This window comes from Anaerocolumna sp. AGMB13025 (assembly GCF_029689925.1).
GTDB lineage: Bacteria > Bacillota > Clostridia > Lachnospirales > Lachnospiraceae > Anaerocolumna.
Genome location: NZ_CP121445.1, coordinates 6,070,997 through 6,094,133 on the forward strand (window position 1 = coordinate 6,070,997; position 23,137 = coordinate 6,094,133).

A 23,137-nucleotide genomic window follows, 5' to 3' on the forward strand; every position below is an offset into this window, starting at 1 on the left:
GCATAAAATTATCAGGAATTATTTCTATACGATATCATCACATATCCTTTACCTGGTAACCTAAACCACCTTTTATACAATTAAAACAATTAATTAATAAGAATGAAATGCCCTGGTGGAAATTGCATTTAATAATATATTTCATTCTAGTCCAAAGAAAACAAATGGATACAGATAACTTTCTGTAAAAAACAAAGTGTCTGCCTCGCCAGACTCTAGCGCTGACGCGCTGTCACGACAGTGACAATTTTCCTTAAGTGCGTCATGCGCATCCTGCCTGTAAGGCTTTTTATAAGGTACCTTTAAGATTCTCTTGGAACCCCAATCATCTTCCGATTAAAGATAAGAATACTACCGCCTATACATGCGATACAAAAGAGTATGGTTAACAGAATCGTTACCTTGAAGTCCGTATCTACTGTTGTGGCAGTCAACAAAGAAAATCCACCTGTAAGCTTAGTCGGCAGGTATTTTTGAATGCTTGAAAACATATTAAGCAAATTAATTGCAATAAAGGTACCTCCTGTTCCAGCCAAAACAAGGGTATTGCTCTGTGCAAGGGAAGAGAACAATATAACCATTGCCAGTATCCATATTCCAAACAGCCAATAGCATAGTGCCGCATAAAATAAATGTGAGGCAATGCTGTTATCCCAAAAATATGCATTATATCCATAAGTAATGCCAAAGCATATCCAGTAACAGAATGTCCATAACAACAGCAGGACTGCTGTTTTTGCAAGAATAACTTTATATCTTGACAATCCTTTCGTCAAAACCAAAACTAATGTCCCGCTTTGATACTCTTTCGTAAAGGTATTACTAACAAGTAAAACAAAGATAAATAGTGCCATTTCAATATTTTTATAATACTGCATCCATGAAGTCATGGCATCAATCTTTATATCAGTTACAATCATTCCAGTACTTTTCAGGGAACTTTCCATCATTTCCATTAACCAGGGTGTTATTTTCGCTATAGCCGGATTCATAATACCAAACAGTACGAAAACCAATAAAAGGATTGTCAGCCGTCCAGAACGTATCAGTTCCATAAACTCCTTTTTAAAAAATGCAAATAATGTTTTCATTTGCTGACCACCTCCAAAAACAAAGATTCCAGAGTAGGCTCTAACCTCTCGATTTTAGTAAACGCAAGTTTCTGATTTACAACAACCCCTAATACATCCATCATTTTCTGCTCGTTAACGTCGTCAAAAGCAATATTCCTTTCCCTTCGTTTCTTTCCATCCGGAAAAACGAAAAGGAGCTTATCTGCATCGGAAGAATCCTCAAACTCAATTTCAAAGCCTGCTGCCTGATGCATATTTTTGATTTGTTCTAAATTTCCACTTAAAGCTATCTTTCCATCCTTGATAAATGCAATTGCATTGCATATCCGTTCCACATCTGACAGGATATGCGTTGAAAACAGCACCGTTGTCTGTTCTTTCGAAGACACTAAAATATCCAGAATCTCCTTTCTGCCTACCGGATCAAGCGCAGAGGTTGGCTCATCACATATAAGCAGTTTGGGTTGATTCATAAGTGCCTGTGCAATACCAAGCCGCTGCTTCATTCCCCTCGAAAAGCCCTTTATGTGTCTTTTTTCATGTTCTAACCCAACAAGTGCAAGAAGTTCTGTCGTTCTGCTTTTGTTTTTATTGGTTTCCATTCCCGTAATTTCACCGCAAAAGTTTAAATACTCTCTGGGTGTCATATAGGAATAAAATTCGGGAACATCCGGCAGATAACCCACATAACGGTTGGTCTTGTTCTGCCCGTAAGTAACCTTTTCACCATTTACATAAATCTCTCCACGATCTGCAGCTATAAGGCCAAGTATCATTTTCATTGTAGTAGTTTTGCCCGCACCATTTTGCCCTACGAAACCAAACACACTGCCTGCCGGTACGGAAAAACTCAAGTCGGAAAGTACCTTCTTTTCACCAAATTGCTTAGAAACATGGGATACGTTTAACATTTCCATTCTAATCGTCCTCTCTTCCAAGGAGGAAATAAAGAATTGGTCCAATAAACTCCATACCCACAATCACAATAATCAGCCACACCTTTCGACTGCCTCGTTTATAATTCTGATGTGTTAGTATATGGTGGAGCGTATATACTAGAAGTCCCAGTTCTGCTATTACAAGTGGTAGAATAAATGGTAAGTATTCGATGATTTTATTCATAATAAGTTCTTCCTTTACTTAGATTTTGTTTGATTTTTTGAAATGCCTCAGTATCTTTCATTGCTTCAAAAACCGGATGGTCAAGGGATTCTACTGCATTATCCATTATTAATTTTTTATCTCTTGGGGGTGCTGCACCAAGATCAAGTTGTGCAAACCATGAATCAAGTGCAGTGAAATAGCTGTCACCATGTAAATTGATATTATCCCCAGTGAGCAGATAAGTTACAGTGCGTTCGAATTTATGAAGCATCTCCAGTGCTTTATCCGTTTGTTTATATATTGCATAAACTACCGCCGACTGATAATAAAACTGAGCCGCCAAATTAGGCTGCAGTTTATCCAGATTATAGGCAGAAATGACACAACCAGTTCGTCTTATAGTTTCTTCGCATCCATTAAGATTGTCGCTATTTATAGCGAGATATCCAACGGACGTACCCACCAGCTCTAATAAGTGAATATAAATAGATATTTGAACGCTGCTTAACGCTTTATCTGTATCTCCCACCATCTGATAAGCTTGTATCAATACCGAATTATTAGACATAGACAGATTTTGAGATCTGACAATGTCCTCTAAAATTTCAATTACATTATGTGGGTTTCCCAGCTGTAATTCTACCATAGCCTTAAAGGATAGTGCATGATTACAAATCTCTATTATTTTGCAATTCTTAAGAATATGTTCGCTAAGGTCTGATATTTCTTCTAATACTTCTCGTTGTGCACTTTGAGAATTTGCTAACATAAAATGATTTAACCACAGAACACAGATTTGTTGCAAAAAGGGAAAGCAAGAATAGTATCTGTGCACTAGTGACTTACATTTTTCCATCGTATCCTCAAAGGATTGGGATGCAAAATCTTTAGCGAGTTCCTGATATATGCGTTGTATTTGTTCTTTACTTAGTTGTGGTTCATAACCAAGTAATTCATCAACCGTCACTCCAAAATAAACAGCAATTTGTGGCAATAGCAGAATATCTGGCATACTCTGCTCATTTTCCCATTTTGAAACGGATGCTTTTGTTACTCCTAAAAACGATGCAACTTCATCCTGTGTCACTTTTTTTTCATGCCGAAACTTTACCAGATTTTCCGAAATATTAAGTAACCTCATATTGGCTAGCTCCTTTCTAGTTCTCAGTTAATAGTTCTCAGCTCTCGATTCTTGGCTCTCGATTCTTATTTCTCAGTTCTTTAGCTCTCAGTTCTTTGGCTCTCAGTTCTTTTGCTCTCCGTTCTTTGGTCCTCAGTTCTTTGGCCCTCAGTTCTTTGGCTGCTTTCATAATAAATTATACAAAACTAAAATACAGAAAACAATGGAGAAGCACGATACCTTATAATACAAAATCAACCAACAGGAAACTTTTATTCTTGATTGATTCTCTTCATACTACTGTCTGTTGTTTACAATTAAATATCTTTATGGGTACTATTTCTATAGTTAAGGATTTTTACACAGAAATCTCTATCTGCTTTTACCTAGTATTATGTACGATAATCAATGTACCGGGCACCACTGATACTAGTAGTCGATTCTGCAGTAGATTCGTTTAAAACCATTGGTTTAAACTCACAAGAATTTTTACACTAAAAAAGGATGTTAGCAACACTAAAAAGCATTGGAAACATCCCCTATTTACCGTAAAATCATTTATCACCATAACGGTATCTGCAAGCCAGAATATAGATAGTATCATTGTCAATTTTATATATCAAACGATCTTTATCATTTATTCTCCTACTCCAAAAACCAGCCATATTTCCACTTAATGCCTCTGGCTTTCCAATTCCTTCATTCCCATTTCTGGTTATTTCGTCAATTAATTGATTTATTTTTCTTAATGTTTTTCTATCTTCCATCTGCCAATAAATATAATCGGTCCATCCATTTTTCGTAAAAACCTTAATCATCGGCTTCATCCTCTGATAATTCTTGTGTAGATACTATTCCATTTTCTAATTGTGTCCTTGATTCCATTAACCAGTCATAATTATTTTTATTTCCCATTACATATATATTTTCAATCATATTATTATAGGATTCTTCAGAGAGAATAACAACATTTTTATTATCTTTTCTTGTTACTATCAATGTCTCATAATCATCAGTGACCTTATCCATGTACGTCTTCATATTATCTCTTAACGTTGTATAGTTTATTACAACGTCCATTATTTTCTCTTCATTTCTACATACAAACAGAAATAAATCAGCCGAGTCTTTTGCTAATTTTTCATCTCCGATTTTCAAAAAATACGCTACAAACAGTAATTCTATATTCTTCATAACACATGCCATAGACTGCCGCTCAACTTGTTTTAAGTCTGCAAGTGAGTCGTATCCTTCAATCACCTGGCTTACGATACGAAACCAGAATTCTTTCTTTACCCGATTATTATCTTCCTGCATTAGAATTCCTAACAAGAAATAACAGATATCAAAAATTCTGATATTACTCTGGCTCAAATCAAAATCAATATATCCTGAAAACTGCTTATCATCAAACAAAAAATTTCCCAAGTATACATCTCTGTGTATTAACTGTTTGGGCAGCTCTCTATATACCTCCGATAATTGATGAATAGATTCCTTAATTTCATTCTCCGGTAAGTATTCGGGTGCAAATTCATCGAGATTTCTCGTAACCCAGCCTTCCATTTCTTCCAGAAGGCTATTATTCCAAAAACTTATTGTTTTCTCGCATTCCCGAAAGGCAATATGAAGCTTTGCGAGAATTCGCCCAAAATTGTAAAACCAATCTTCCTCCAACTGGTCGATATCAATAATATTTTTACCCTTCAATTTCGTTGTAAGCAAATACATCTTATCGTTTTTTACATAAAATTCTTTGCCATCTGCAAGTGGGCAGATTTCCGGCACGGTAACTCCGGCTTCACGAAGTGTTTTATGCATTTGAATATTTCTTAATAATAAGTTACGATCGCTGTATTCTTTTAAAACATATGTCTCTTTTACACTCCAAGTGGAATGGTATATTTGTTTTGGGCAATCCTTTAAATTCCACTCTTTTACTATTTCCTCCATCATAGCTTGAACAGGCTCCATTCTTCTTTTCTGCGTCATCACTATCCTTCTAATACTTTTAACAGACAAATGATAGCACTCTGATAATTCCATATAATCAATACCTTCCAAGAATTTATCGTAAATATGTAAATTCTTTAGTTCCATTTCCCGGCGGTGGTTTGTATTTTCTCCCCATTTATTTCGTTTTGAACCACTTTTAGAAATGTAAATATATACGCCATCGGTATATTTTCTTATCTCATTTATTAGTTCTTCTGGTAAAATATCCGCTCCATTTATATACTTCATTGAATCACCTCGCTTTACAACAAATTTTACCATATGGACTGTTAATTTTCATTCCCAATCTCATGTATGGCAAATCATTGGGCAGCTTCTTGATAATATCTTTCTCTGGACCTAATCTTTACATGCTTTGAACTAACTCTATTAAATAATGCTGCTGCAAATAGCTGCAGGTGTTAGAATCGCGCTTTGGGATAAAACAGTATAATAAATTACTGGAAATATCTAATAATTATAAAAAACCCCGAAAAACAAAGTATCTTCGGGGTTTTTCTTTTATGAATGGAAACATCTAATAAACTGTCCATCACTTACTTCTCTTACCGGAGGCATTTCCTTGGAACATCTCTCTTCTGCGACAGGACAACGGCCTTTAAACGGGCATCCTTTGCTTTCTGGTGTCCAATAAGTAACTTCTGATTCTTTATCTTTTAATACTGGCAATTCTACAACTCCTTCTCTTTCTGGATCTGGAGCAGCAGTAATCAAAAGTTTTGTATAGGGATGCGCAGGACCTACGATAACCTTATTCACATCACCCCATTCAACCATATGCCCGGCATACAAGACAATAATCCGATCAGCAAAATACCTGGCAGTGGCTATATCATGGGTAATAAAAATAAAGGATTTGTTATTTTCTTTTTTCAATTTATTCATAAGGTTTAGAATACCCAGCCGAATCGATACATCTAACATTGATGTTGGCTCATCTGCAAATATAACTTCTGCACCTACAGACAAAATTCTTGCTAAATAAGCTCTTTGTCTTTGCCCGCCAGACAGCTGATGAGGATTTTTGCTTCCTTGTTCTTCTGGTGGAACCAGACCTACCAAAGTCAAATACTCATCCATCTTCTTTTTCATGGTAATTTTGTCTGAAGGATGATATAACTTAAGGGGTCTCTCCAAATGATAATAAATATTATGCAATGGATTTAATGAGGAAAAAGGGTCTTGAAAAATCATCTGCACTTTTTGACGATAATTTTTTAAATTCTGGGCTTTTAATTTATGAATATCTTTATTTTCAAATGTCATTGTTCCCGAGGTTGGATTGTAAAATTTCATAGCGATCCTGCATATAGTAGATTTTCCACAGCCTGATTCGCCAACAATGGCTAAGGCTTCCCCTTTATATAAATCAAAAGTGATATCGTTTAAAGCACGTAAGGTTTTCTTCTTAGCCAGAATTGATTTTCCACCGATTTTAAAATCCATCACAACGTTTTTTACACTTAATACTATTTGATTTTCTTCTTTCATTTCACACCTCGTATTATTGATACATTGCGTTTGGTATTTGGAACGGTCCAGCCAGTTCACTTGTCATGAATTAAGTTACATCTATCCTACCTCTAATGGATTATGGCAATAAAAGAACCCCTCATTCGTTGTGCTATTCTCTGGTTCTTTTGTAAAACAGTCTTTACAGGTTCTAAAACAACGGTCTTGAAATCTGCACCCTACAGGAATTGCATTTAAATCAAGGGGGGTCCCGGGTATTCCTTCCATATACTTAACTTCTCCTTTTAAAGAGGGAAATGAATTTTTTAATCCGTAGGTATAGGGATGTCTTGGATTATGAAGAATCTTCTCCGAAGAAGCCTGTTCTACAATCTTCCCAGCATACATAATACCTATTGTATCGCAAAATTCCATCATCAAACTAATATCGTGTGTAATAAAAAGAATGGAAAATTTCAACTCCTTTTTTAAGTCGTAAATACAACGTAATATATCCCTTTGTACTACCGTATCAAGCGCAGTAGTAGGTTCATCTAATATAAGCAGCTTTGGTCTGAGCGCTAATGCCATTGCAATAACTGCTCTTTGACGCATACCTCCGGAATATTGATGAGGATAATCTTTTAACCTTTCTGCTGGGATACCTACAAAGGATAACAGTTCTTCAGACTTCTTTCTGGCAACGGTTTTATTATTGGTAATCTTATGATACTTAAATATTTCAAAAAATTGTTCCTCCATCTTTACGACGGGATTCAGACAATTCATAGCCGATTGGAATACCATGGCGATCTCGCTCCAGCGTAATTGCTGAACCCTGTCTTCTGTCATAGGTACGATATCATTACCTCCAACAATAATCTGACCATCTGATATTAAGGCTGGAGGTCTGTGTAATCTCATAAGAGAGTAAGCAATTGTACTCTTACCACAGCCGGATTCTCCCGCTAAGCCATAGCTTTGACCCTCTTGTATTGAAAAACTGACATTATCTACAGCTCTGACATGTCCCCCTTTTGCAGTCACATAATCAACGCTAAGTCCTTTTACCGTTAATAAGTCACCCATCTTAAAGCATTCCTCCTTCCTATTCGATGTTATTTAAACCTAATTTTTTCATTTTTTTTGCCTGTATTTTTTTCACTTTATAATAAGCTCTCATAATTCTTTGTGCTTTCAATTTCGGATTTGATACTTCATCGATGGAGAAGTTGATTAAGGTAAGCCCTACACCAAACAAAACAATCCCTGCAATCGGACCGATCAATTCCCACCATGCACCACTTGTCAACGCTCCAGATTTATTTGCATTAAAAAGCATGATTCCCCAGGTGCAAGAAAGGGGATCACCAAAACCAATAAATTCAAGCGTAGCACTCGCTGTAATGGCATAGATGATTGTGCTGACAAACGCAGAACTTATAATAGAAAGCATATTTGGCATAATCTCTATAAACAAGATCCTAAGCTTTGATTCTCCTAATGTCTCTGCTGAATAAACAAATTCCCTGTTTCTCAAGCTCATTGTCTGAGCACGAAGTACACGAGCATTCCAGGGCCAGGAAGTCAGCCCAATAATAATACAAATCAGGAAGGGCGATACCCCATCTAACATTGCTGCAACGATAAGCAGCAAGACTATATTCGGTATAACCATGATAATGTTTATCACTGTTGTTATTATGTTATCGTACCATCCTCCAAAATAGCCCGAAGTGATTCCAAAAAAGATTCCTAAAAACACGGTAAGAACACCTGCAAATATACCTACCAGGATGGATACACGGCCTCCATATAAGGTTTGAGCGAATACATCATTACCCAATTGCGTTGTGCCTAAGATATGACTATGTGAAGGTTGGCTGTGATATTCATCAACAAATCTATTTGTAGGATCAATACTCGTAAACAGGTTTGCTCCAATGGTAAGGAGAAGAATTATAAGTATCAGAATAGCTCCAATACTTGTTTTGGGGCTGTTTCTGAAAAAGCGTATTATCATACTATTCCATATTTTTTTCATATACTCTTAAGCCTCCTTTCCAATTAATTCCCATTCACACCTTGTCTTCTGGTTCTTGGATCCAAAATCATGATGCTGATGTCTGCTATAAAGTTTGCTGTAAGCATCACTATTGTAGTCATAAGTAGTATGCCTTGCATCAAAGGATAATCACGTCTGCTAATCGCCATAACCATAATTTGACCTAACCCAGGATAATTAAAAACCTGTTCGATTATTAATGAGCCGCCTAATAAGAATCCGATCTGCATTGCAAGTGATGTAACAACGGGTAAAAGTGCATTTCTTGCACCGTAGCCAAACATGATCTTCCTGTCAGGTACGCCTTTGGCAATTCCCATAACGATATAATCTTCACCAAGTTGGTTAATCATATTTGCTCTCATGCCCATAATCCCGCCAAGTCCTGTAATAATAACTGCAAGACCGGGCAAGAATGCATGATAAGCCACATCACCTATGTATTGAAAGACATTGTCAGGATAAAAAAGGGGAGTAACCGCATAGCCTCTTGGAAATATATCCGTATAGGCAAGTGCGATGCTTAAAATTATTGCTGTCACAACTGACGGAATATTAGCCATAATTTGCCCGCCAACTGTTAATGTTGTATCTAATCTGCTTCCACGTTTCCAGGCAACAAGAATACCAAGCAGTGTATTTATAATAAATCCGAGAATCAATGCTGATCCCAACAGGAATACCGTCCATCTCACTCCACGTCCCGTTGCTTCCAATACTGTCTGTGGGTAAAAAGTAAAAGAAATACCCCAATCACCTTTGAAAATACTAGCGATATAATGAAAGAAACTTATGATAACAGGTGTATGGGTATCGTATCCAAATAATTTCTCTACTGCAGCTATTGTATTATTATCAACAACTCCACCTGATTGATAAAGGTTTGATAAGAACATCTGAACAGGATTTCCCGGCATCATACGTGGAAGAAAAAAGTTTACAGCCAAAGCCCCAAAGAATGCTATTATATAAAACCATAACCTTTTTAAAATGTATTTCACAGCTATCCTCACCTCCAAGTATATGGTCTTTATACAGATCCAAAATTTTATATAATATTAAATTGTAAGGTTCTATGAAATTCCGGTGAAATTCGATAAATAGTAAAATCTATAGAAGATAAATAGTAAAATCTATAGAAATCCGGAATTATAAGGTGCAATATAGTAATCGTTGGACTATTACTATATCAAGTATGGCACAAGTAAAAACTTATGCCATACCTGATTCATTCATTACTTTTTAACAGGCTTTAAAAGCATAAGCTGTAAAAGTTTTGAATCATGCTGAACATTTGCAGGATTACATACTACATTGTTAGCAGTAGCCCAACCGGTAAATCTGCTTGTGTTGTAAACAAACCAGTTTCCATTGTAGAATAATGGAACATTGATCATATTGTTTGCAAAATGCTGCTCTATCTTTGCTGTTATGGATTTTAATTCAGAATCTTTCGCAGTTGGCATGCTGGCGATTAAAGCTGTCATCTGATTATTCGCATAGTTATTCATGGTAATCGTCCACCAGGTATCTGTTTTAATTCTTGATTGATCACCAATTGTGTCATAATAGTATCTGTACGGGTCACCGGAAATACCATATCCACCATAAAGAATGTCATGTTTACCAGTTTTCCAGCTTTCAATATACATTGCAAGATCTATCGCTTTTGCTGTTGCATTGATACCTGCTTTCTTAAGTCCTGCTGCAACAATTGCTGCACCATCATTCCAATCAGTCCAACCTGCAGGTGATGTAATTTCAAATGCCAGCTTGGAACCATCCGGGTTCTCTAAGAATCCATCATTGTTCACATCTTTGTATCCGGCATCTGCTAATAACTTTTTGGCTGCATTGATATCATATCTAGCATATTTAGCCAATTCAGCCTGGGCAGTTTTATCAGCGTACCCCATTAGTGCCGGCGGTAAACCGGTAACCGGAGGAACATCCTTTGAAAGATATCCGTATACTGCTGAATTTATGATACCGTTTCTATCAGCACATAATGATACCGCTCTTCTGAAATTAACATCGTTAAATGCCTTTAAGGTATCCTTATTTTCATCCATAAAGTTAAATGCAAGTCTTACAGCATCGTTTTTACCATACCAGTATTTTCTGTTCGGGTCACCCTGTACATAATTCTTTTCTGCGTCCGGTATAAAGATATGTGCCCAGTCAACCGCTCCTGTCTGAAGTAAGGAAAGTGCAGCTTGGTTGCCATTAAACTGCGGGAAACGAAGCTGATCAACACTTAGATTTTTACCATTCCAATAATTAGGGTTTCTATCCAGTACAATCATTTCAGGTTTAAATGACTTAACTACTGAGAATGGACCTGTAACTACAGGGTTTTTGTCTACATAAGTTGCCGGATTTGTAACCTTTGAATAAACATGTTCCGGTAACATCCAGCGTTGATAGAATAAACTGTTACGTACAAAACGATTTGCTTCTTTCATGACAATTTTAACTGTATAGTTGTTAACTATGGTAACATAAGCAATTCTTCCCTTTACGCCATTGTGATCCCAGTCACCGTTTCTGTCTATCTCCGGATGTGTCTTTGTATAGTTGAAGGTAAATGCAACGTCTTTAGCAGTAAAATCCTTACCATCGCTCCATTTAACTCCCTTTCGCACATATACGGTTAGGGTTTTAAAATCAGGTTCTGTTACAATCTTTTCTGCAAGCCATGGTGTTTCCTTATTATTGTTAAAGCTATCAAAAATAACCAATGGCTCAAACATAAATCCCAAAGAAGCGTGTAAAGCATTGTTAATAAGCGGGTTAAAGTTTCTTACCCAACCATTACTCTCCTGTGACATAATCGTAAGAAAAGCAGGTTTCTTTGCAGCCTTCGCCATAGTAGGCATAGTCATGGGAAATGATAGCACAACTATCAGCATTATAGCGATAAACTTTTTCATTTTCATAAGCTTATCCTCCTTTAAATTATTATTTTACTACAGAACATGTATATTACCTGATTATGATAATAATTACACTTTTTATAAATTTTGTTTAATTTTAAAGCTCATAATAATTATTTTATATAAACATTAGCCTATGTCCAAAAAAATATATAGAGCTTCAACCGTGAATATTTCTTAATTCGTTTGTATTTCAAAGCTATTTTAGTTAGTTTTTATTATCATTTTATGATAGGTGTCCCTCTATCTATCCTGCCATCATTTTATCACCTTTGAAAATATAAATTTCACCTTCCATAAACCGATTGACTGCTTTGTCAATCGGTTTTATATGATTTATTGATTGACAAGAAAACATTCTTGCATTAATATACTGTTATCATATCAGATTAATATGAATTAACAGATAGTCAGGTATCTATTGCCGGAAGCAAATGGTCTTATAAGGACCTTATGGGAGAAAATCAAATGGTGAATGCATCTCTAACATTTTTAAAGATTTGTGACAATCTGAATGGAAGAATACTGCAGAAAAAGGTATATAAGGAAAATCAAAAAATTGAACGCGTGAAGCTTTTTGACAGCAGCCAAGACCAGTTTGATCATGATACTGTATATATTGGAACAATGCAGGATTACATCTTAATAAGGGATTACGAACTAAATGCCATTTTGTGTTCGGATACGGAGAGCTCAACTGAAGAAGTATTCCACCCAGGTGCCAATATAGTTGTACTCCAGAGCAGCAATGTTGCCAAAACTTTAAGTGATGTACTGGATATGTTCTTTCATTTCAATAAAGTACTCACGGTTTACCATGAGTTTATGAAAACAATTCTGGAGGAGGATCCCCTTCAAACTGTTGTGGATAAATGTGAAAAAGTACTTCAAAATCCTGTAGCAGTAATGGATTCCAGCTTTAAGCTTCTGGCATGGACCAAAGACACAGTAACAAAAGATAACTATTGGAAAGAAATCCTAGAGAATGGATATCCCTCTCTGGCAACGATAACTGCGGTTCAAAAAGCAAACGGCTACAAAAGCTTTCTGCAGCCTTGTATCATTGAACCTGAATGTAAAGGCAATGTGAGAAAAATTCTAATAAGACTGCAATCCGGTAAAAGCAATTTAGGCTATATGGCAATCCTTGAAGAAAATCATATTTTTACAGATTATGATCTGGAATTGATAAAGTTGATTTCAAAGATAATGGCAAAGCTGTTATCTGATCAGAACACTGAAACGAATAAATGTGATAATGACAGATATGAACAGATGATAATTGATATCCTGGAAGACGGGCAGATTAGCGAAAACCAGCTGCAGAAAAGGCTTCCCTATTTGAAATGGAATTTTTCAGACAGGTATTATTTGCTTACCATAGATATAACCGGACAGGATAATTTTGACACGCTGAGTTGTTATATAAAAAACGCTGTCAGGAAACGATACCCCCGCTGCAATCTCCTACTATATAACCGGCAGATCATAATCATTGATGGTTTGGCAGCCGGGTTATTGGAGCCGGAGGAGAGTTATTTGAATCCTCTGAAAATAATCCTTGCAAAAAGTGGTCTGCGCGGAGGGATCAGTAATGTATTTAGCAATTTAGTACTGCTAAAGACCTATTATAATCAGTCTCTCTTAGCCCTTGAGCTGGGAGAAGCAGTACAAAAGGACATCACTCCTCTTTCTTATTACAGAAATTATGCACTGCAATATATGATAAGGGTCTGCAGCAGACACGCAGACTTAAAGTACTTCTGCCATCCGGCGGTTATACAGCTTTACGAATATGATCAAACCAAACATACGCATTATCTTGAAACATTGGAGGCTTTTTTAAAGTATAACAAAAATTCATATGCAGCAGCAGAAGCAATTTATATACATAGAAATACTCTTGTCTACCGCATAAATAAAATAAAAGAGATTACCGGTCTCAATCTGGATGAACATGAGGATTTGAGTCTGATGGTATCCTTAGAAATCTGTAAATACGAAAAACTGTAACGCCGACTTCTAGCCGTATAAATTCATTATTTATATTATTTGTACTCCTGAGTACAAATATGTCATTTAAAACCGTAAATCAAGTACATTGTCTTTAACAAGCCTGTGGTCTACAATAAATAAAACCCTATTTCATACTTAACATATATGATTACAGTATATATTTAATTGCATTGGAGGACAGTATGATAACTCAATTAAACAAGAGTAATTTCAGTGAATTTTTATCAAATTCCAATGAACTGCTAATGATACTTTTTTATAAGGAGGACTGTATCCATTGCAGTAAAATGAAAGCAGAATTAGATGATTTATCCAGTAAGTCAGCAGGTCCGGTTCTCTTCGGGAAGATTAATGGAAAGGAGGAGTATGAGCTCTTGGATTTGTATGAAATTGATTCTCTGCCAACACTACTATTCTTTATTAAAGGTGAGAAAAAAGAGTGTCTGGAGGGTTACTATCCCTCACTGGTAATTCAAGCAAACCAAAACAAATTGCTTCACCTGCTTTCCTAATAAGAAAAGGTAAGCCTCTAGATTGTAAAAGAATGGTGGAAAGGAGAAGTCGGCATATGGATATTAAATTAGATAATATCAATAAAGTCTTTGGCAATTACAAAGCCCTCGATCAGGTATCTTTTGAAATAGAGAAAGGAAAACTGATAGGTTTATTAGGACCCAGCGGCAGCGGAAAAACGACCATTTTAAGAATCCTTGCAGGACTTGAAAGACAGGATACTGGTAATGTATATCTGAACGGTATCCTGGTCAATGAGTTGTCTGCCAGCAAAAGGGGCATTGGATTTGTATTCCAAAGCTATGGTTTGTTCCCTTATATGACCGTTTATGACAACATAGCCTATGGCCTGAAGGTACAAAAGAAAAGCAAGGAATATATCAGGGACAGAGTAACGGAACTACTGGAACTTGTTGAACTTCCGGGTCTTGAAAAGCGATACCCTTTAGAACTTTCCGGTGGGCAAATGCAAAGAATTGCTTTTGCCAGAGCTTTAGCACCCAACCCAAAGCTGTTACTGTTGGATGAACCCTTTGCTGCTATTGATGCAAAGGTTCGTAAAGAGCTAAGAAGCTGGCTGCGGGAAATGATAACAAAAATAAGAATTACAAGTATCTTTGTGACTCATGATCAGGATGAAGCGGTAGAAGTCGCCGATGAAATTATTATTACAAATAAAGGCCAGGTTGAACAAATCGGAACACCGATTGAAATCTACAAAAATCCCAGAACTCCCTTTGTTGCTCAGTTTATCGGGCAATCCACACAAATTAACGGGTACAGAAACCTAAAAGGCTTTGAAACACTGGAGGAAGGCTTTAGAGCCGTTATTCGGCCTGAATTTATAAAGGTCTATAAATACGGAACAAAAGAGGAATATATCAGTGCCCTGGAGGATGGAATTGTAAGGAATGCTATTTTCAGAGGAGACTGTATGGAGGTTACCCTGGAAGTCAAAGGAAATTTCCTAAAGACCCTTCGTTCCCTGGATGACGAAGGAGTTGCCCTTGGTGAAAAGGTACAGCTGCATATCCTGCGTTTCTATCTATTCGATGATAAGAAAGCATATTCAGTTACGAATAAAAGTCTTGATGCGGCAGACACATTTTATATTTAGAGGGAGGATGGCATGAAAAGCTACGAAAAATATAGTAACAAGCAAAACCAGCAGGCAAAATTCTCCCCGAAAAATATTCCGGTTATTTTCACCAGAGGAGGACTGCTTTCCTGGCTCTTAATTCTAGCAGTCTGGCAATTGACTGCTCTGTCATATTCGGATTACTTTCTTCCCGGTCCGCTTTCTGTAATAAGGAATTTCGTAGAATTGATTGGCAACGGGGTGTTATGGACAGATATTATTTTCAGTGCAGTCAGAGCAGGAAAGGGCTGGCTTTTAGGTATCGTTCTGGCGGTTCCCTTGGGACTGCTGATTGGAAATTTTGAAAAGGTACGATGCCTTACTGAACCCTTCTTAAATTTCTTACGATTTGTTCCGGTGCTGGCTCTGACAAGTCTGTTCTTAATGTGGTTTGGAGTGGGTGAGGAATCTAAAATAGCTCTGATCACTTATGCAACTTTTTTTCCCATGCTGATTAATACCATTGCCGGTGTAGGTTCCACCAATAAAATTCTACTGGAGGCTGCCCAGTGTATGGGAGCATCCCGTTTAAGAGTGTTTTTGACAGTGGTAGTCCCCTCTTCCATTCCCTTTGTATTTACAGGGATACGGCTTGGTCTTGGCAGTTCGATTCTATGTGTGGTAGCGGCTGAAATGTTGGTTGCTAATAATGGGCTGGGATACCTGATCTATAGTTCACGCCTGTATTATAAAACCGGCTGGATGTTTGTAGGTATTCTGACTCTTGGTATATTAGGCTTTGCAGCAGACCGGTTAATTACATATTTAGGCAGAAGGTTTTTAAAACAATATGGTGTAAAATAACAACTTAAATGAAATAGCCCTGATAAAACAGCAGAAAGAAAGAGAGGATTTTGAATGATGACAGCCAGAAGAAAACAAATTGTAGGGTTACTCTTATTACTCCTAATGGCCGTTTCAGTTATTGGGTGCAGCAATGCAGCCCCTGGAAATCCTGAAACCAAAGAAAGTGCCGTTACCAAAGGAGACTCCTCGAAAGGTGAACCAAAGCAATTACGATTAGCGGTAATGACAGGAATGTTTAACCATTACACCGCTTTAATCGGAGTAGAACAGGGAATCTATCTGAAACATGGTATTGATTTACAAATAACTGAATATCCGGCAGGTATCAATACCGTGGATGCACTGGTTACAGACCAAGCCGACCTTGGATTCGTTGCTGATTTTGCTATCGTAAACCGTATCGGTAATACCCTTGATTCCACAAATCTGGTTATTGTTTCAGAGGTGCAGGGCGGACCTGTAAACGGCGGATTATATGTGAATCCTGACTATAAGGATAATCTGAACGCTTTAGATGGTAAGGGGTTCATTAGTTCGGTAGGTACAGTAATCGAATATTACAACAGCAAAATTTTTGAGTATTTAGGCTTTGAAGAGGATAAACAACAGTTATTGAATATTGACAATCCTCAGACTTCCCTTGCTCTGGCCCAAAAAGGAGATGCGGCTGCTCTCTTTGCTTCCGGTGCAAATGCAAAACTCTACGAAGAAATGGGTTGGATAAAAGCTGTAGATGCTTCTGAATTAAATATTAATACCTACAGCTTTGATGTTGCAACGAAAGAATTTAATGAAAATAACAAAGAACTAATTTCCCAGTATTTACAGGCAACTCAGGAAAGCTTTGATTATATTGTCAGTCATTTGGATGAATCTGCCGCTTACCTTGAAAAGACCCTTGGTGTAAATGCGGAGGTAGTGAAAGCAGACTGGTCTGCTGCCAAGTCTGGTATTGGTTTTAGTGAGGAGGGTGCCCTTCAGCTGGAAGCAATTGAGAAATGGGCCTTAGGTAAAGAGAAATTTAAGCAAGATTATGCAATCAGAGACTATATTAACACAGATGCAGTAAAGCTTGCATTTCCTGATAAAGTTACAATAGCCGGAAAATAAATCAAGCATTGGGAATGATGACTTTTTGGAAAAAATCAAAGAAAAGGAGTAAGAACCATGGGATTACCTACTATATACCCCACAGGGGTTACCTATTATGACAAGACAAAAGCTTTTAACGGATATACCATATATCCGTCATCTAAAGGAGCTCTGCTGATTGATATGAACGGAAACGAGGTTCAGTTATGGGCCGGCCTGGGTGGATTTCCAAATAAAATACTGCCGGGTGGTTATGTGTTTGGTACAACAGGAGAACGCAATGCTAAGTATGCTTTTCAGGATCAGCTGGATTTGGTTCAAGTGGACTGGGAGGGTAATATTGTCTGGAAATTTGATCAGACTGAACTTGTAGCGGATCCGGGTTCTGAGCCACGTTATGTGGCACGTCAGCATCATGATTACCAAAGAGAGGGATCTTCTACCGGATATTTTGCTCCGGATGCCGAGCCATATATCGATCACGGCAATACCTTAATACTTACTCACGAGAATATCTATAACCATGCTATCTCTGATAAACGTCTGTTGGATGATAAAATTATCGAAGTGACCTGGGAGGGCGATATTATCTGGACCTGGCGGGCCAATGAACATTTTGAGGAATTTGGCTTTGATGAAGCTGCCAAAAATGTTCTGTTCAGAGATCCCTGTGTAGTTAAGAATTTTGATGGTGACTGGCTGCATATTAATTCTATCTCCACACTGGGCCCAAACAAATGGTATGATTCCGGTGATGAACGTTTTCACCCTGATAATATTATCTTTGATGCAAGAAATGCGAATATATTGGCTATTATCGATAAGAAAACTGGTAAAATCGTATGGAGACTTGGCCCTGACTTTAATGAAAGTGAAGCAACAAAGAAGCTTGGGTGGATAATCGGACAACATCATTTTCACTTAATACCCAGGGGGCTTCCTGGTGAAGGAGACTTTCTGGTATATGATAACGGCGGTGCCGGCGGTTACGGCTCTCCTAATCCTTCTTCAAAATACGGCATAAATAATGCTGTCCGGGATTATTCCAGAGTATTGCAGTTTAATCCTCTGACCCTTGAGATTACCTGGCAGTATACCCCTCTTGAAGCCGGAGCAATGTTATTTACAGATGCCTCAAAGTTCTACAGCTCCTATATCAGCTCAGCCCAGCGGCTTCCTAACGGCAATACGCTGATTACAGAAGGTTCCGACGGCAGGGTATTTGAAGTAACACCGGACCACGAAATTGTATGGGAATTTATTAATCCTTACTTCAAAAAAATACTCGGTAAATTTGATAACAATATGGTATATCGCGCTTACAGAGTACCCTATGAATGGATTCCTCAGCTTGAGAAGCCCCTTGAAACAGATATTGAGAAAATTGATATTGTGACCTTTCGAGTTCCGGGAGCTTCCATTGGTGAAGGCAGCGGAAAGGTTACCTTAACAGAGGGAGTCGATCCTGAGAGGGAAAAACTGACCGGTTTTGGAAGTGAAGAGGAGCAGGTTAATTTCTGTGTAACCTCAATAACCAAGGAAGATACTTTGAAAAAACCATAAAGTTAATGCTTCGGCACCTTAAAGCTATGCAATAAGGTGCCGTTTATCAATACTTTTATTGTTTTGCGCTTAATACATTATAACAAAAGATAGTAACGTAAACGTTAGTTTAAACATTAGAAAGAATCTTTAAAGTAATAAGTGAAAAAGGTATAAACAAATCGGGCAGCAATGATAAGATATTTCCTCTTGTACGATTTTTATTCTTGGTTAAATCTGTAATTCTAACACAGGTTGCTCCAATACAAGTAGTTAAAGCAATAATTATGCTACAATCAATAAATTGTGATTTTTGCCATAAACTCATAATAGCAATTAACCCCATACCAAGCTCAGCAAAACCCAATTCTTTCTGAAAATAATTAGATTGCCAACCTATATATTCCGCAACTCTTTCAGAAGCCAATACATGACCTATAAAACATATTATACCTAAGGCTCCTATTCCAATAACAATCTCCCATAAAAGCATCCTGCTTGCAAAGGCTGCAACCGTGTTTGACTTTGAATAAAATAAGGCATCAATAGTACCTACAATAATACCCAATAAATCATAAAATAAAAATACCATCTTAATAACCTCCTCAATTTTTAATAAAATTTTTGTTTCTTGAGGAGAATTATAATGTCTATACTTACTATAGAGTCAACATATTTTTAACAGGAATTTGAATTTCTGTAATGAAATCATCTGTATTTTTTGTTATGGAAATATCTATGTAGCAAACTTCAATTGGATTTCCTACTATTAACAAATTATTATTTTTAGCATAATTATATAAAATATCATATGTTTTTGGCTTATTCATATGGTCTCCTAAATGCATTTTCGTTAAAAAATAACCTCTTTCTAGTTGCCTCCATTCAATTTCAGGTGTGCAATTATCCTTAATTTCCATACAAAGTTCAATATCACATGCTTCTCCTAAAATTCTATCACTATAATATATAACCATTGGATTTCCTACCGTATAATATTTATAAGCACCAATTAGTTTTTCAAATTCATTGAATAATTTAGTGAATCCATTGTTATCTAGTTCTATCTCTTTCCTTAAATAAATCACTTTTTTTTCATATGTTTTTTTTACTGTAATAGAAGTAAAATCTATATTTTCCCTAAGATTTATATTCTCTATATGTAATTCTAAACTTTTATCTGCATATAAAAGCTCATTCATTTTTTCTTCAATTTCTTTTCTTTTTTCTTCTAAAAGTAACTTTATTTTAACCATATCATTTCTTAGTAAAAATAATTTTATTTCATCCAGGGATAACCCTAATGTTCTCATCTTTTGGGTTATCTTTATAATAGTAATCTGCTCATTATTATAAAATCTATATCCACTCTGTACATCTGTAAATTTAGGCCTTAAAAGTTCTATTTTATCATAATAACGCAATGTTTGAATCGAAATACCGCATAATTTCGAAAATTCACCTATTGAATACAACTCTTTGCTCATACAAGTCACTCCTAAAAGTTTAATTTTATAATCATTATATAAAACCAATATGAATCAAATTTTATTTGCTATCTAATAATCCATTAAAATATTCCGCTGAAAAATACTTAGTTCGTAATTTCCACGTATTAGTTATACTATAATCAATTGATTCCTTTTCCAGTCTTGCTATATAAAGATTATATCACTAATTTTGTATGGCACAACTATCATCCTTTGAGTACTTGCTTTTTTATGATAGTAGTAAGTTCTAATAGATTATAACTTAGTTACTTACTTGTTTCCTACCCGTACTCTTCTATGTAATTTATATCGTTTTATATTTATTAACTATTTTCATTTAACGTAAAAAAGCCTTGCAAACATATTGTTTGCAAGGCTTCGAATAGCTTTGTATGAAATTTCCAATTATCTCTTTGAGAACTGAGGAGCACGACGTGCAGCTTTTAAGCCGTACTTCTTTCTTTCCTTCATTCTTGGATCTCTGGTTAAGAAACCAGCTTTCTTTAAGGATGGACGGAAATCCTGATCAGCATGTAATAATGCTCTGGAAATTCCGTGTCTGATTGCACCAGCTTGACCAGTGAAACCACCTCCGCGTACATTTACAAGAACGTCATATTTATCAACTGTATCTGTAATAACCAATGGTTGACGAACGATTAATTTTAATGTTTCAAGACCGAAATATTCATCCATACTTCTTTTATTTATTGTAACTTTACCAGTACCAGGTACTAAGTAAACTCTTGCTATACTGCTTTTTCTTCTTCCAGTTCCGTAATATTTTACTTTAGCCACTTTAATTTCCTCCTTTCAACCTCTTTGATTAATATTTAATCTCTAATACTTCTGGTTTCTGAGCTGCATTCTCATGTTCAGGACCAGCGTATACGTGTAATTTTGTGATCATCTGTCTTCCTAAAGGTCCTTTGGGAAGCATTCCTTTAACAGCAATACTAATAGCTTCGGTTGGTTTCTTAGCCATTAATTCTCTTAAAGTTGTTTCTCTCATTCCACCTACATAATCAGAGTGGTTGTAGTAAATTTTCTGATCTAATTTTTTACCTGTTACTTTTATTTTATCAGCATTTACGATGATTACATAATCACCAGTATCAATGTGTGGTGTGTAAGTTGGTTTGTTTTTTCCTCTTAAAATCTTAGCGATTTCGGATGAAAGACGTCCTAAAGTATGACCTGTAGCATCTATAACATACCATTTTCTTTCTATCGTTGCTGGACTAGCCATAAAGCTTTTCATTGGTTACCCTCCTTAGATTAATTTTAATCTCATTTCAATTATTTCATAGTTATATGTTAAAATACTTTACCGGGGCTTGGCTAAGTATTCTCACGTCACATCTCCATATTATAATACATTCCGCCTGGCGTGTCAATAGATTTTATGCGGTTTTGTGCTGTTTTTCCAATATTTTATATTGAGCATTTGATCGGTTACTATTTGATTACTTTTTTCTTAGTATACTAGGCTTAACTAATTTTATAATCACTATGCTGCAACTGCTAGCACTACTATTTCTAATACAATTATTACCATTCCTTTTATTATCAATTCATCTATTGCTATTAGGTTTATTGCTGCTTCATTCCTTCTAAAATAACCAGCATTTAAATTATGCTTTATTTAATCACATTTCATTCTATCAACTACAAAACAGAAATGTATTAATTCAGATATTCATTATTAAAGAGGTTACTTAGATTGATTCTATTGATTCTTCATATCCCACAATATTAATTAATATTATATATCCTTAGCATAATATAATATTTTTCACAACAATATTTTTTTTCATAATTCATAATTGATTTTTTCATAAAAATATTTTTTCATGATATAATCATATTTTTATCTCAACAATACTAAGCTTGTATGCTTTTCATATTAGTCCAACCAAACATGCCGCATATACATATTGATTCGTTTATATTAGTGATTTCCATTCATTTTACTATAAGTCCGGGTAATCTATCTTTATAAGGGTCAAACCCTGTGCCGGTGCTTTGGGACCAGCTGCCAGTCGGTCTTTTTTCTCCAGAATCTCTTTAACATGGACCGGAGGATATACACCGAGACCTACTTTTAATAAAGTACCTACGATAATACGAACCATATTGTATAAAAAGCCATTACCAGATATGGTAATGGATATGCTGTCCCCGTCTCTTTCCACCTTTAGATCATAAATTATCCTGACTGTATCCGTAACCTGCGTTCTGGTAGAACAGAAACTTTTAAAATCATGTTCCCCAATTAAATGCTTCGTCGCCTCTGCCATTAAATCTGTATTCAATGGATAGTATACAAAGTGATTATACAGCCTTAGGGTGGGCAGTGGGAACCTGCTGTTTAATATACGATACTGATAGGTCTTTGTACTGTTACAGAATCTGGGATGAAAATCTGACGGGACTTCCCTCGACATTTGAATCACGATATCCTGGGGCAGCCTTTGATTTAATGCAAAAGAAATCTTCTCTCCCGGAATACGGGTTTCTGTGTCAAATACAGCTACATTACCCAGTGCATGTACCCCTGAGTCCGTTCTGCTTGCACCGATTACCTCTATAGGCTCTTTTAAGAGCTCACTTAAATGCCGGTTCACTACTTCTTCAACAGTGATTCCATTGGGCTGCACCTGCCAGCCGCAATAACCGGTTCCATCATATGCGACTATTAACATAATTCTCTTCATAATATACTCCGATACCATTTTGGTAATTATACTGCGTTTATATAAACTGTATAAAA

22 protein-coding genes are annotated in these 23,137 nt (G+C 36.3%); 6 read left to right on the top strand and 16 right to left on the bottom strand.

Annotation, left to right across the window (positions count from 1 at the left end; all coding sequences use genetic code 11):
* Positions 1 to 302: 302 nt before the first annotated feature.
* The 11 genes from QA584_RS25210 to QA584_RS25260 all read right to left on the bottom strand — a co-directional run bounded on the left by QA584_RS25210 (position 303) and on the right by QA584_RS25260 (position 11,769).
* Positions 303 to 1,091 (bottom strand): ABC transporter permease, encoded by a 789-nt coding sequence (locus tag QA584_RS25210; protein WP_278271862.1) that lies wholly within the window; start codon positions 1,089 to 1,091, stop codon positions 303 to 305.
* Complete coding sequence (locus tag QA584_RS25215) at positions 1,088 to 1,990, bottom strand: ABC transporter ATP-binding protein (protein WP_278271863.1); 903 nt, start codon at positions 1,988 to 1,990, stop codon at positions 1,088 to 1,090. The genes QA584_RS25210 and QA584_RS25215 overlap by 4 nt, the downstream gene beginning before the upstream one ends.
* Before the next feature lies 1 nt (position 1,991).
* Entirely contained in the window at positions 1,992 to 2,195 is a 204-nt protein-coding gene (locus QA584_RS25220) for a PLDc N-terminal domain-containing protein (RefSeq protein ID WP_278271864.1), read from the bottom strand.
* A complete protein-coding gene (locus QA584_RS25225; RefSeq protein ID WP_278271865.1) occupies positions 2,188 to 3,318 on the bottom strand; it encodes a helix-turn-helix domain-containing protein in 1,131 nt (376 codons plus the stop codon). The genes QA584_RS25220 and QA584_RS25225 overlap by 8 nt, the downstream gene beginning before the upstream one ends.
* A gap of 533 nt (positions 3,319 to 3,851) precedes the next feature.
* A complete protein-coding gene (locus QA584_RS25230; RefSeq protein WP_278271866.1) occupies positions 3,852 to 4,115 on the bottom strand; it encodes a Txe/YoeB family addiction module toxin in 264 nt (87 codons plus the stop codon).
* Positions 4,108 to 5,541, bottom strand: a complete 1,434-nt coding sequence (locus tag QA584_RS25235; RefSeq protein ID WP_278271867.1) for a CD3324 family protein — start codon at positions 5,539 to 5,541, stop codon at positions 4,108 to 4,110. Before QA584_RS25235 ends, QA584_RS25230 begins: the two co-directional genes overlap by 8 nt.
* Positions 5,542 to 5,814: 273 nt before the next feature.
* Complete coding sequence (locus QA584_RS25240; protein ID WP_278271868.1) at positions 5,815 to 6,804, bottom strand: ABC transporter ATP-binding protein; 990 nt, start codon at positions 6,802 to 6,804, stop codon at positions 5,815 to 5,817.
* An 81-nt stretch (positions 6,805 to 6,885) separates the two neighbouring features.
* Complete coding sequence (locus QA584_RS25245) at positions 6,886 to 7,854, bottom strand: ABC transporter ATP-binding protein (RefSeq protein WP_278271869.1); 969 nt, start codon at positions 7,852 to 7,854, stop codon at positions 6,886 to 6,888.
* A gap of 19 nt (positions 7,855 to 7,873) precedes the next feature.
* Positions 7,874 to 8,809 (bottom strand): ABC transporter permease, encoded by a 936-nt coding sequence (locus tag QA584_RS25250; protein ID WP_278271870.1) that lies wholly within the window; start codon positions 8,807 to 8,809, stop codon positions 7,874 to 7,876.
* A 23-nt stretch (positions 8,810 to 8,832) separates the two neighbouring features.
* Positions 8,833 to 9,831 (bottom strand): ABC transporter permease, encoded by a 999-nt coding sequence (locus tag QA584_RS25255; protein WP_278271871.1) that lies wholly within the window; start codon positions 9,829 to 9,831, stop codon positions 8,833 to 8,835.
* Positions 9,832 to 10,065: 234 nt separating this feature from the next.
* A complete protein-coding gene (locus QA584_RS25260; RefSeq protein ID WP_278271872.1) occupies positions 10,066 to 11,769 on the bottom strand; it encodes an ABC transporter substrate-binding protein in 1,704 nt (567 codons plus the stop codon).
* Between the two features lie 465 nt (positions 11,770 to 12,234).
* On the opposite strand from QA584_RS25260, the gene QA584_RS25265 reads away from it, so the two are divergent.
* The 6 genes from QA584_RS25265 to QA584_RS25290 all read left to right on the top strand — a co-directional run bounded on the left by QA584_RS25265 (position 12,235) and on the right by QA584_RS25290 (position 18,895).
* Complete coding sequence (locus QA584_RS25265; RefSeq protein WP_278271873.1) at positions 12,235 to 13,779, top strand: PucR family transcriptional regulator; 1,545 nt, start codon at positions 12,235 to 12,237, stop codon at positions 13,777 to 13,779.
* Between the two features lie 185 nt (positions 13,780 to 13,964).
* Positions 13,965 to 14,294 (top strand): thioredoxin family protein, encoded by a 330-nt coding sequence (locus QA584_RS25270; protein WP_278271874.1) that lies wholly within the window; start codon positions 13,965 to 13,967, stop codon positions 14,292 to 14,294.
* Positions 14,295 to 14,350: 56 nt separating this feature from the next.
* Complete coding sequence (locus QA584_RS25275) at positions 14,351 to 15,412, top strand: sulfate/molybdate ABC transporter ATP-binding protein (RefSeq protein ID WP_278271875.1); 1,062 nt, start codon at positions 14,351 to 14,353, stop codon at positions 15,410 to 15,412.
* A 12-nt stretch (positions 15,413 to 15,424) separates the two neighbouring features.
* On the top strand, positions 15,425 to 16,237 hold the full coding sequence (locus tag QA584_RS25280) for an ABC transporter permease (RefSeq protein WP_278271876.1): 813 nt from the start codon (positions 15,425 to 15,427) through the stop codon (positions 16,235 to 16,237).
* A 54-nt stretch (positions 16,238 to 16,291) separates the two neighbouring features.
* Entirely contained in the window at positions 16,292 to 17,350 is a 1,059-nt protein-coding gene (locus QA584_RS25285; protein WP_278271877.1) for an ABC transporter substrate-binding protein, read from the top strand.
* Between the two features lie 57 nt (positions 17,351 to 17,407).
* The gene (locus QA584_RS25290; protein ID WP_278271878.1) at positions 17,408 to 18,895 is read left to right on the top strand and encodes an aryl-sulfate sulfotransferase; all 1,488 of its coding nucleotides are present in this window, start codon (positions 17,408 to 17,410) and stop codon (positions 18,893 to 18,895) included.
* Positions 18,896 to 19,004: 109 nt separating this feature from the next.
* Here the strand turns inward: QA584_RS25290 and QA584_RS25295 are convergent, their stop codons facing one another.
* The 5 genes from QA584_RS25295 to truA all read right to left on the bottom strand — a co-directional run bounded on the left by QA584_RS25295 (position 19,005) and on the right by truA (position 23,081).
* Positions 19,005 to 19,466 (bottom strand): DUF6790 family protein, encoded by a 462-nt coding sequence (locus QA584_RS25295; RefSeq protein WP_278271879.1) that lies wholly within the window; start codon positions 19,464 to 19,466, stop codon positions 19,005 to 19,007.
* A 67-nt stretch (positions 19,467 to 19,533) separates the two neighbouring features.
* Complete coding sequence (locus QA584_RS25300) at positions 19,534 to 20,361, bottom strand: MerR family transcriptional regulator (protein ID WP_278271880.1); 828 nt, start codon at positions 20,359 to 20,361, stop codon at positions 19,534 to 19,536.
* 408 nt (positions 20,362 to 20,769) lie between these two features.
* Positions 20,770 to 21,162 carry a 30S ribosomal protein S9 gene (gene rpsI / locus QA584_RS25305; protein ID WP_278271881.1) on the bottom strand — a complete coding sequence of 131 codons (393 nt, stop codon included), beginning with the start codon at positions 21,160 to 21,162 and terminating at the stop codon, positions 20,770 to 20,772.
* A gap of 28 nt (positions 21,163 to 21,190) precedes the next feature.
* Positions 21,191 to 21,625, bottom strand: coding sequence for a 50S ribosomal protein L13 (gene rplM / locus QA584_RS25310; RefSeq protein WP_278271882.1), 435 nt, complete (start codon positions 21,623 to 21,625; stop codon positions 21,191 to 21,193).
* Between the two features lie 712 nt (positions 21,626 to 22,337).
* Complete coding sequence (gene truA, locus QA584_RS25315) at positions 22,338 to 23,081, bottom strand: tRNA pseudouridine(38-40) synthase TruA (RefSeq protein ID WP_278271883.1); 744 nt, start codon at positions 23,079 to 23,081, stop codon at positions 22,338 to 22,340.
* Between the last annotated feature and the right edge of the window lie 56 nt (positions 23,082 to 23,137).

What these genes read in the sequence shown, in the direction of transcription:
- QA584_RS25210 (WP_278271862.1), bottom strand. Translation starts at nt 1,091, where the DNA reads ATGAAAACATTATTTGCATTTTTTAAAAAGGAGTTTATGGAACTGATA.
- QA584_RS25280 (WP_278271876.1), top strand. Translation starts at nt 15,425, where the DNA reads ATGAAAAGCTACGAAAAATATAGTAACAAGCAAAACCAGCAGGCAAAA.
- QA584_RS25250 (WP_278271870.1), bottom strand. Translation starts at nt 8,809, where the DNA reads ATGAAAAAAATATGGAATAGTATGATAATACGCTTTTTCAGAAACAGC.
- QA584_RS25260 (WP_278271872.1), bottom strand. Translation starts at nt 11,769, where the DNA reads ATGAAAATGAAAAAGTTTATCGCTATAATGCTGATAGTTGTGCTATCA.
- QA584_RS25245 (WP_278271869.1), bottom strand. Translation starts at nt 7,854, where the DNA reads ATGGGTGACTTATTAACGGTAAAAGGACTTAGCGTTGATTATGTGACT.
- QA584_RS25230 (WP_278271866.1), bottom strand. Translation starts at nt 4,115, where the DNA reads ATGATTAAGGTTTTTACGAAAAATGGATGGACCGATTATATTTATTGG.
- QA584_RS25285 (WP_278271877.1), top strand. Translation starts at nt 16,292, where the DNA reads ATGATGACAGCCAGAAGAAAACAAATTGTAGGGTTACTCTTATTACTC.
- QA584_RS25295 (WP_278271879.1), bottom strand. Translation starts at nt 19,466, where the DNA reads ATGGTATTTTTATTTTATGATTTATTGGGTATTATTGTAGGTACTATT.
- QA584_RS25235 (WP_278271867.1), bottom strand. Translation starts at nt 5,541, where the DNA reads ATGAAGTATATAAATGGAGCGGATATTTTACCAGAAGAACTAATAAAT.
- QA584_RS25275 (WP_278271875.1), top strand. Translation starts at nt 14,351, where the DNA reads ATGGATATTAAATTAGATAATATCAATAAAGTCTTTGGCAATTACAAA.
- QA584_RS25220 (WP_278271864.1), bottom strand. Translation starts at nt 2,195, where the DNA reads ATGAATAAAATCATCGAATACTTACCATTTATTCTACCACTTGTAATA.
- QA584_RS25215 (WP_278271863.1), bottom strand. Translation starts at nt 1,990, where the DNA reads ATGGAAATGTTAAACGTATCCCATGTTTCTAAGCAATTTGGTGAAAAG.
- QA584_RS25270 (WP_278271874.1), top strand. Translation starts at nt 13,965, where the DNA reads ATGATAACTCAATTAAACAAGAGTAATTTCAGTGAATTTTTATCAAAT.
- QA584_RS25225 (WP_278271865.1), bottom strand. Translation starts at nt 3,318, where the DNA reads ATGAGGTTACTTAATATTTCGGAAAATCTGGTAAAGTTTCGGCATGAA.
- rplM (WP_278271882.1), bottom strand. Translation starts at nt 21,625, where the DNA reads ATGAAAAGCTTTATGGCTAGTCCAGCAACGATAGAAAGAAAATGGTAT.
- QA584_RS25265 (WP_278271873.1), top strand. Translation starts at nt 12,235, where the DNA reads ATGGTGAATGCATCTCTAACATTTTTAAAGATTTGTGACAATCTGAAT.
- QA584_RS25240 (WP_278271868.1), bottom strand. Translation starts at nt 6,804, where the DNA reads ATGAAAGAAGAAAATCAAATAGTATTAAGTGTAAAAAACGTTGTGATG.
- QA584_RS25290 (WP_278271878.1), top strand. Translation starts at nt 17,408, where the DNA reads ATGGGATTACCTACTATATACCCCACAGGGGTTACCTATTATGACAAG.
- QA584_RS25300 (WP_278271880.1), bottom strand. Translation starts at nt 20,361, where the DNA reads ATGAGCAAAGAGTTGTATTCAATAGGTGAATTTTCGAAATTATGCGGT.
- truA (WP_278271883.1), bottom strand. Translation starts at nt 23,081, where the DNA reads ATGAAGAGAATTATGTTAATAGTCGCATATGATGGAACCGGTTATTGC.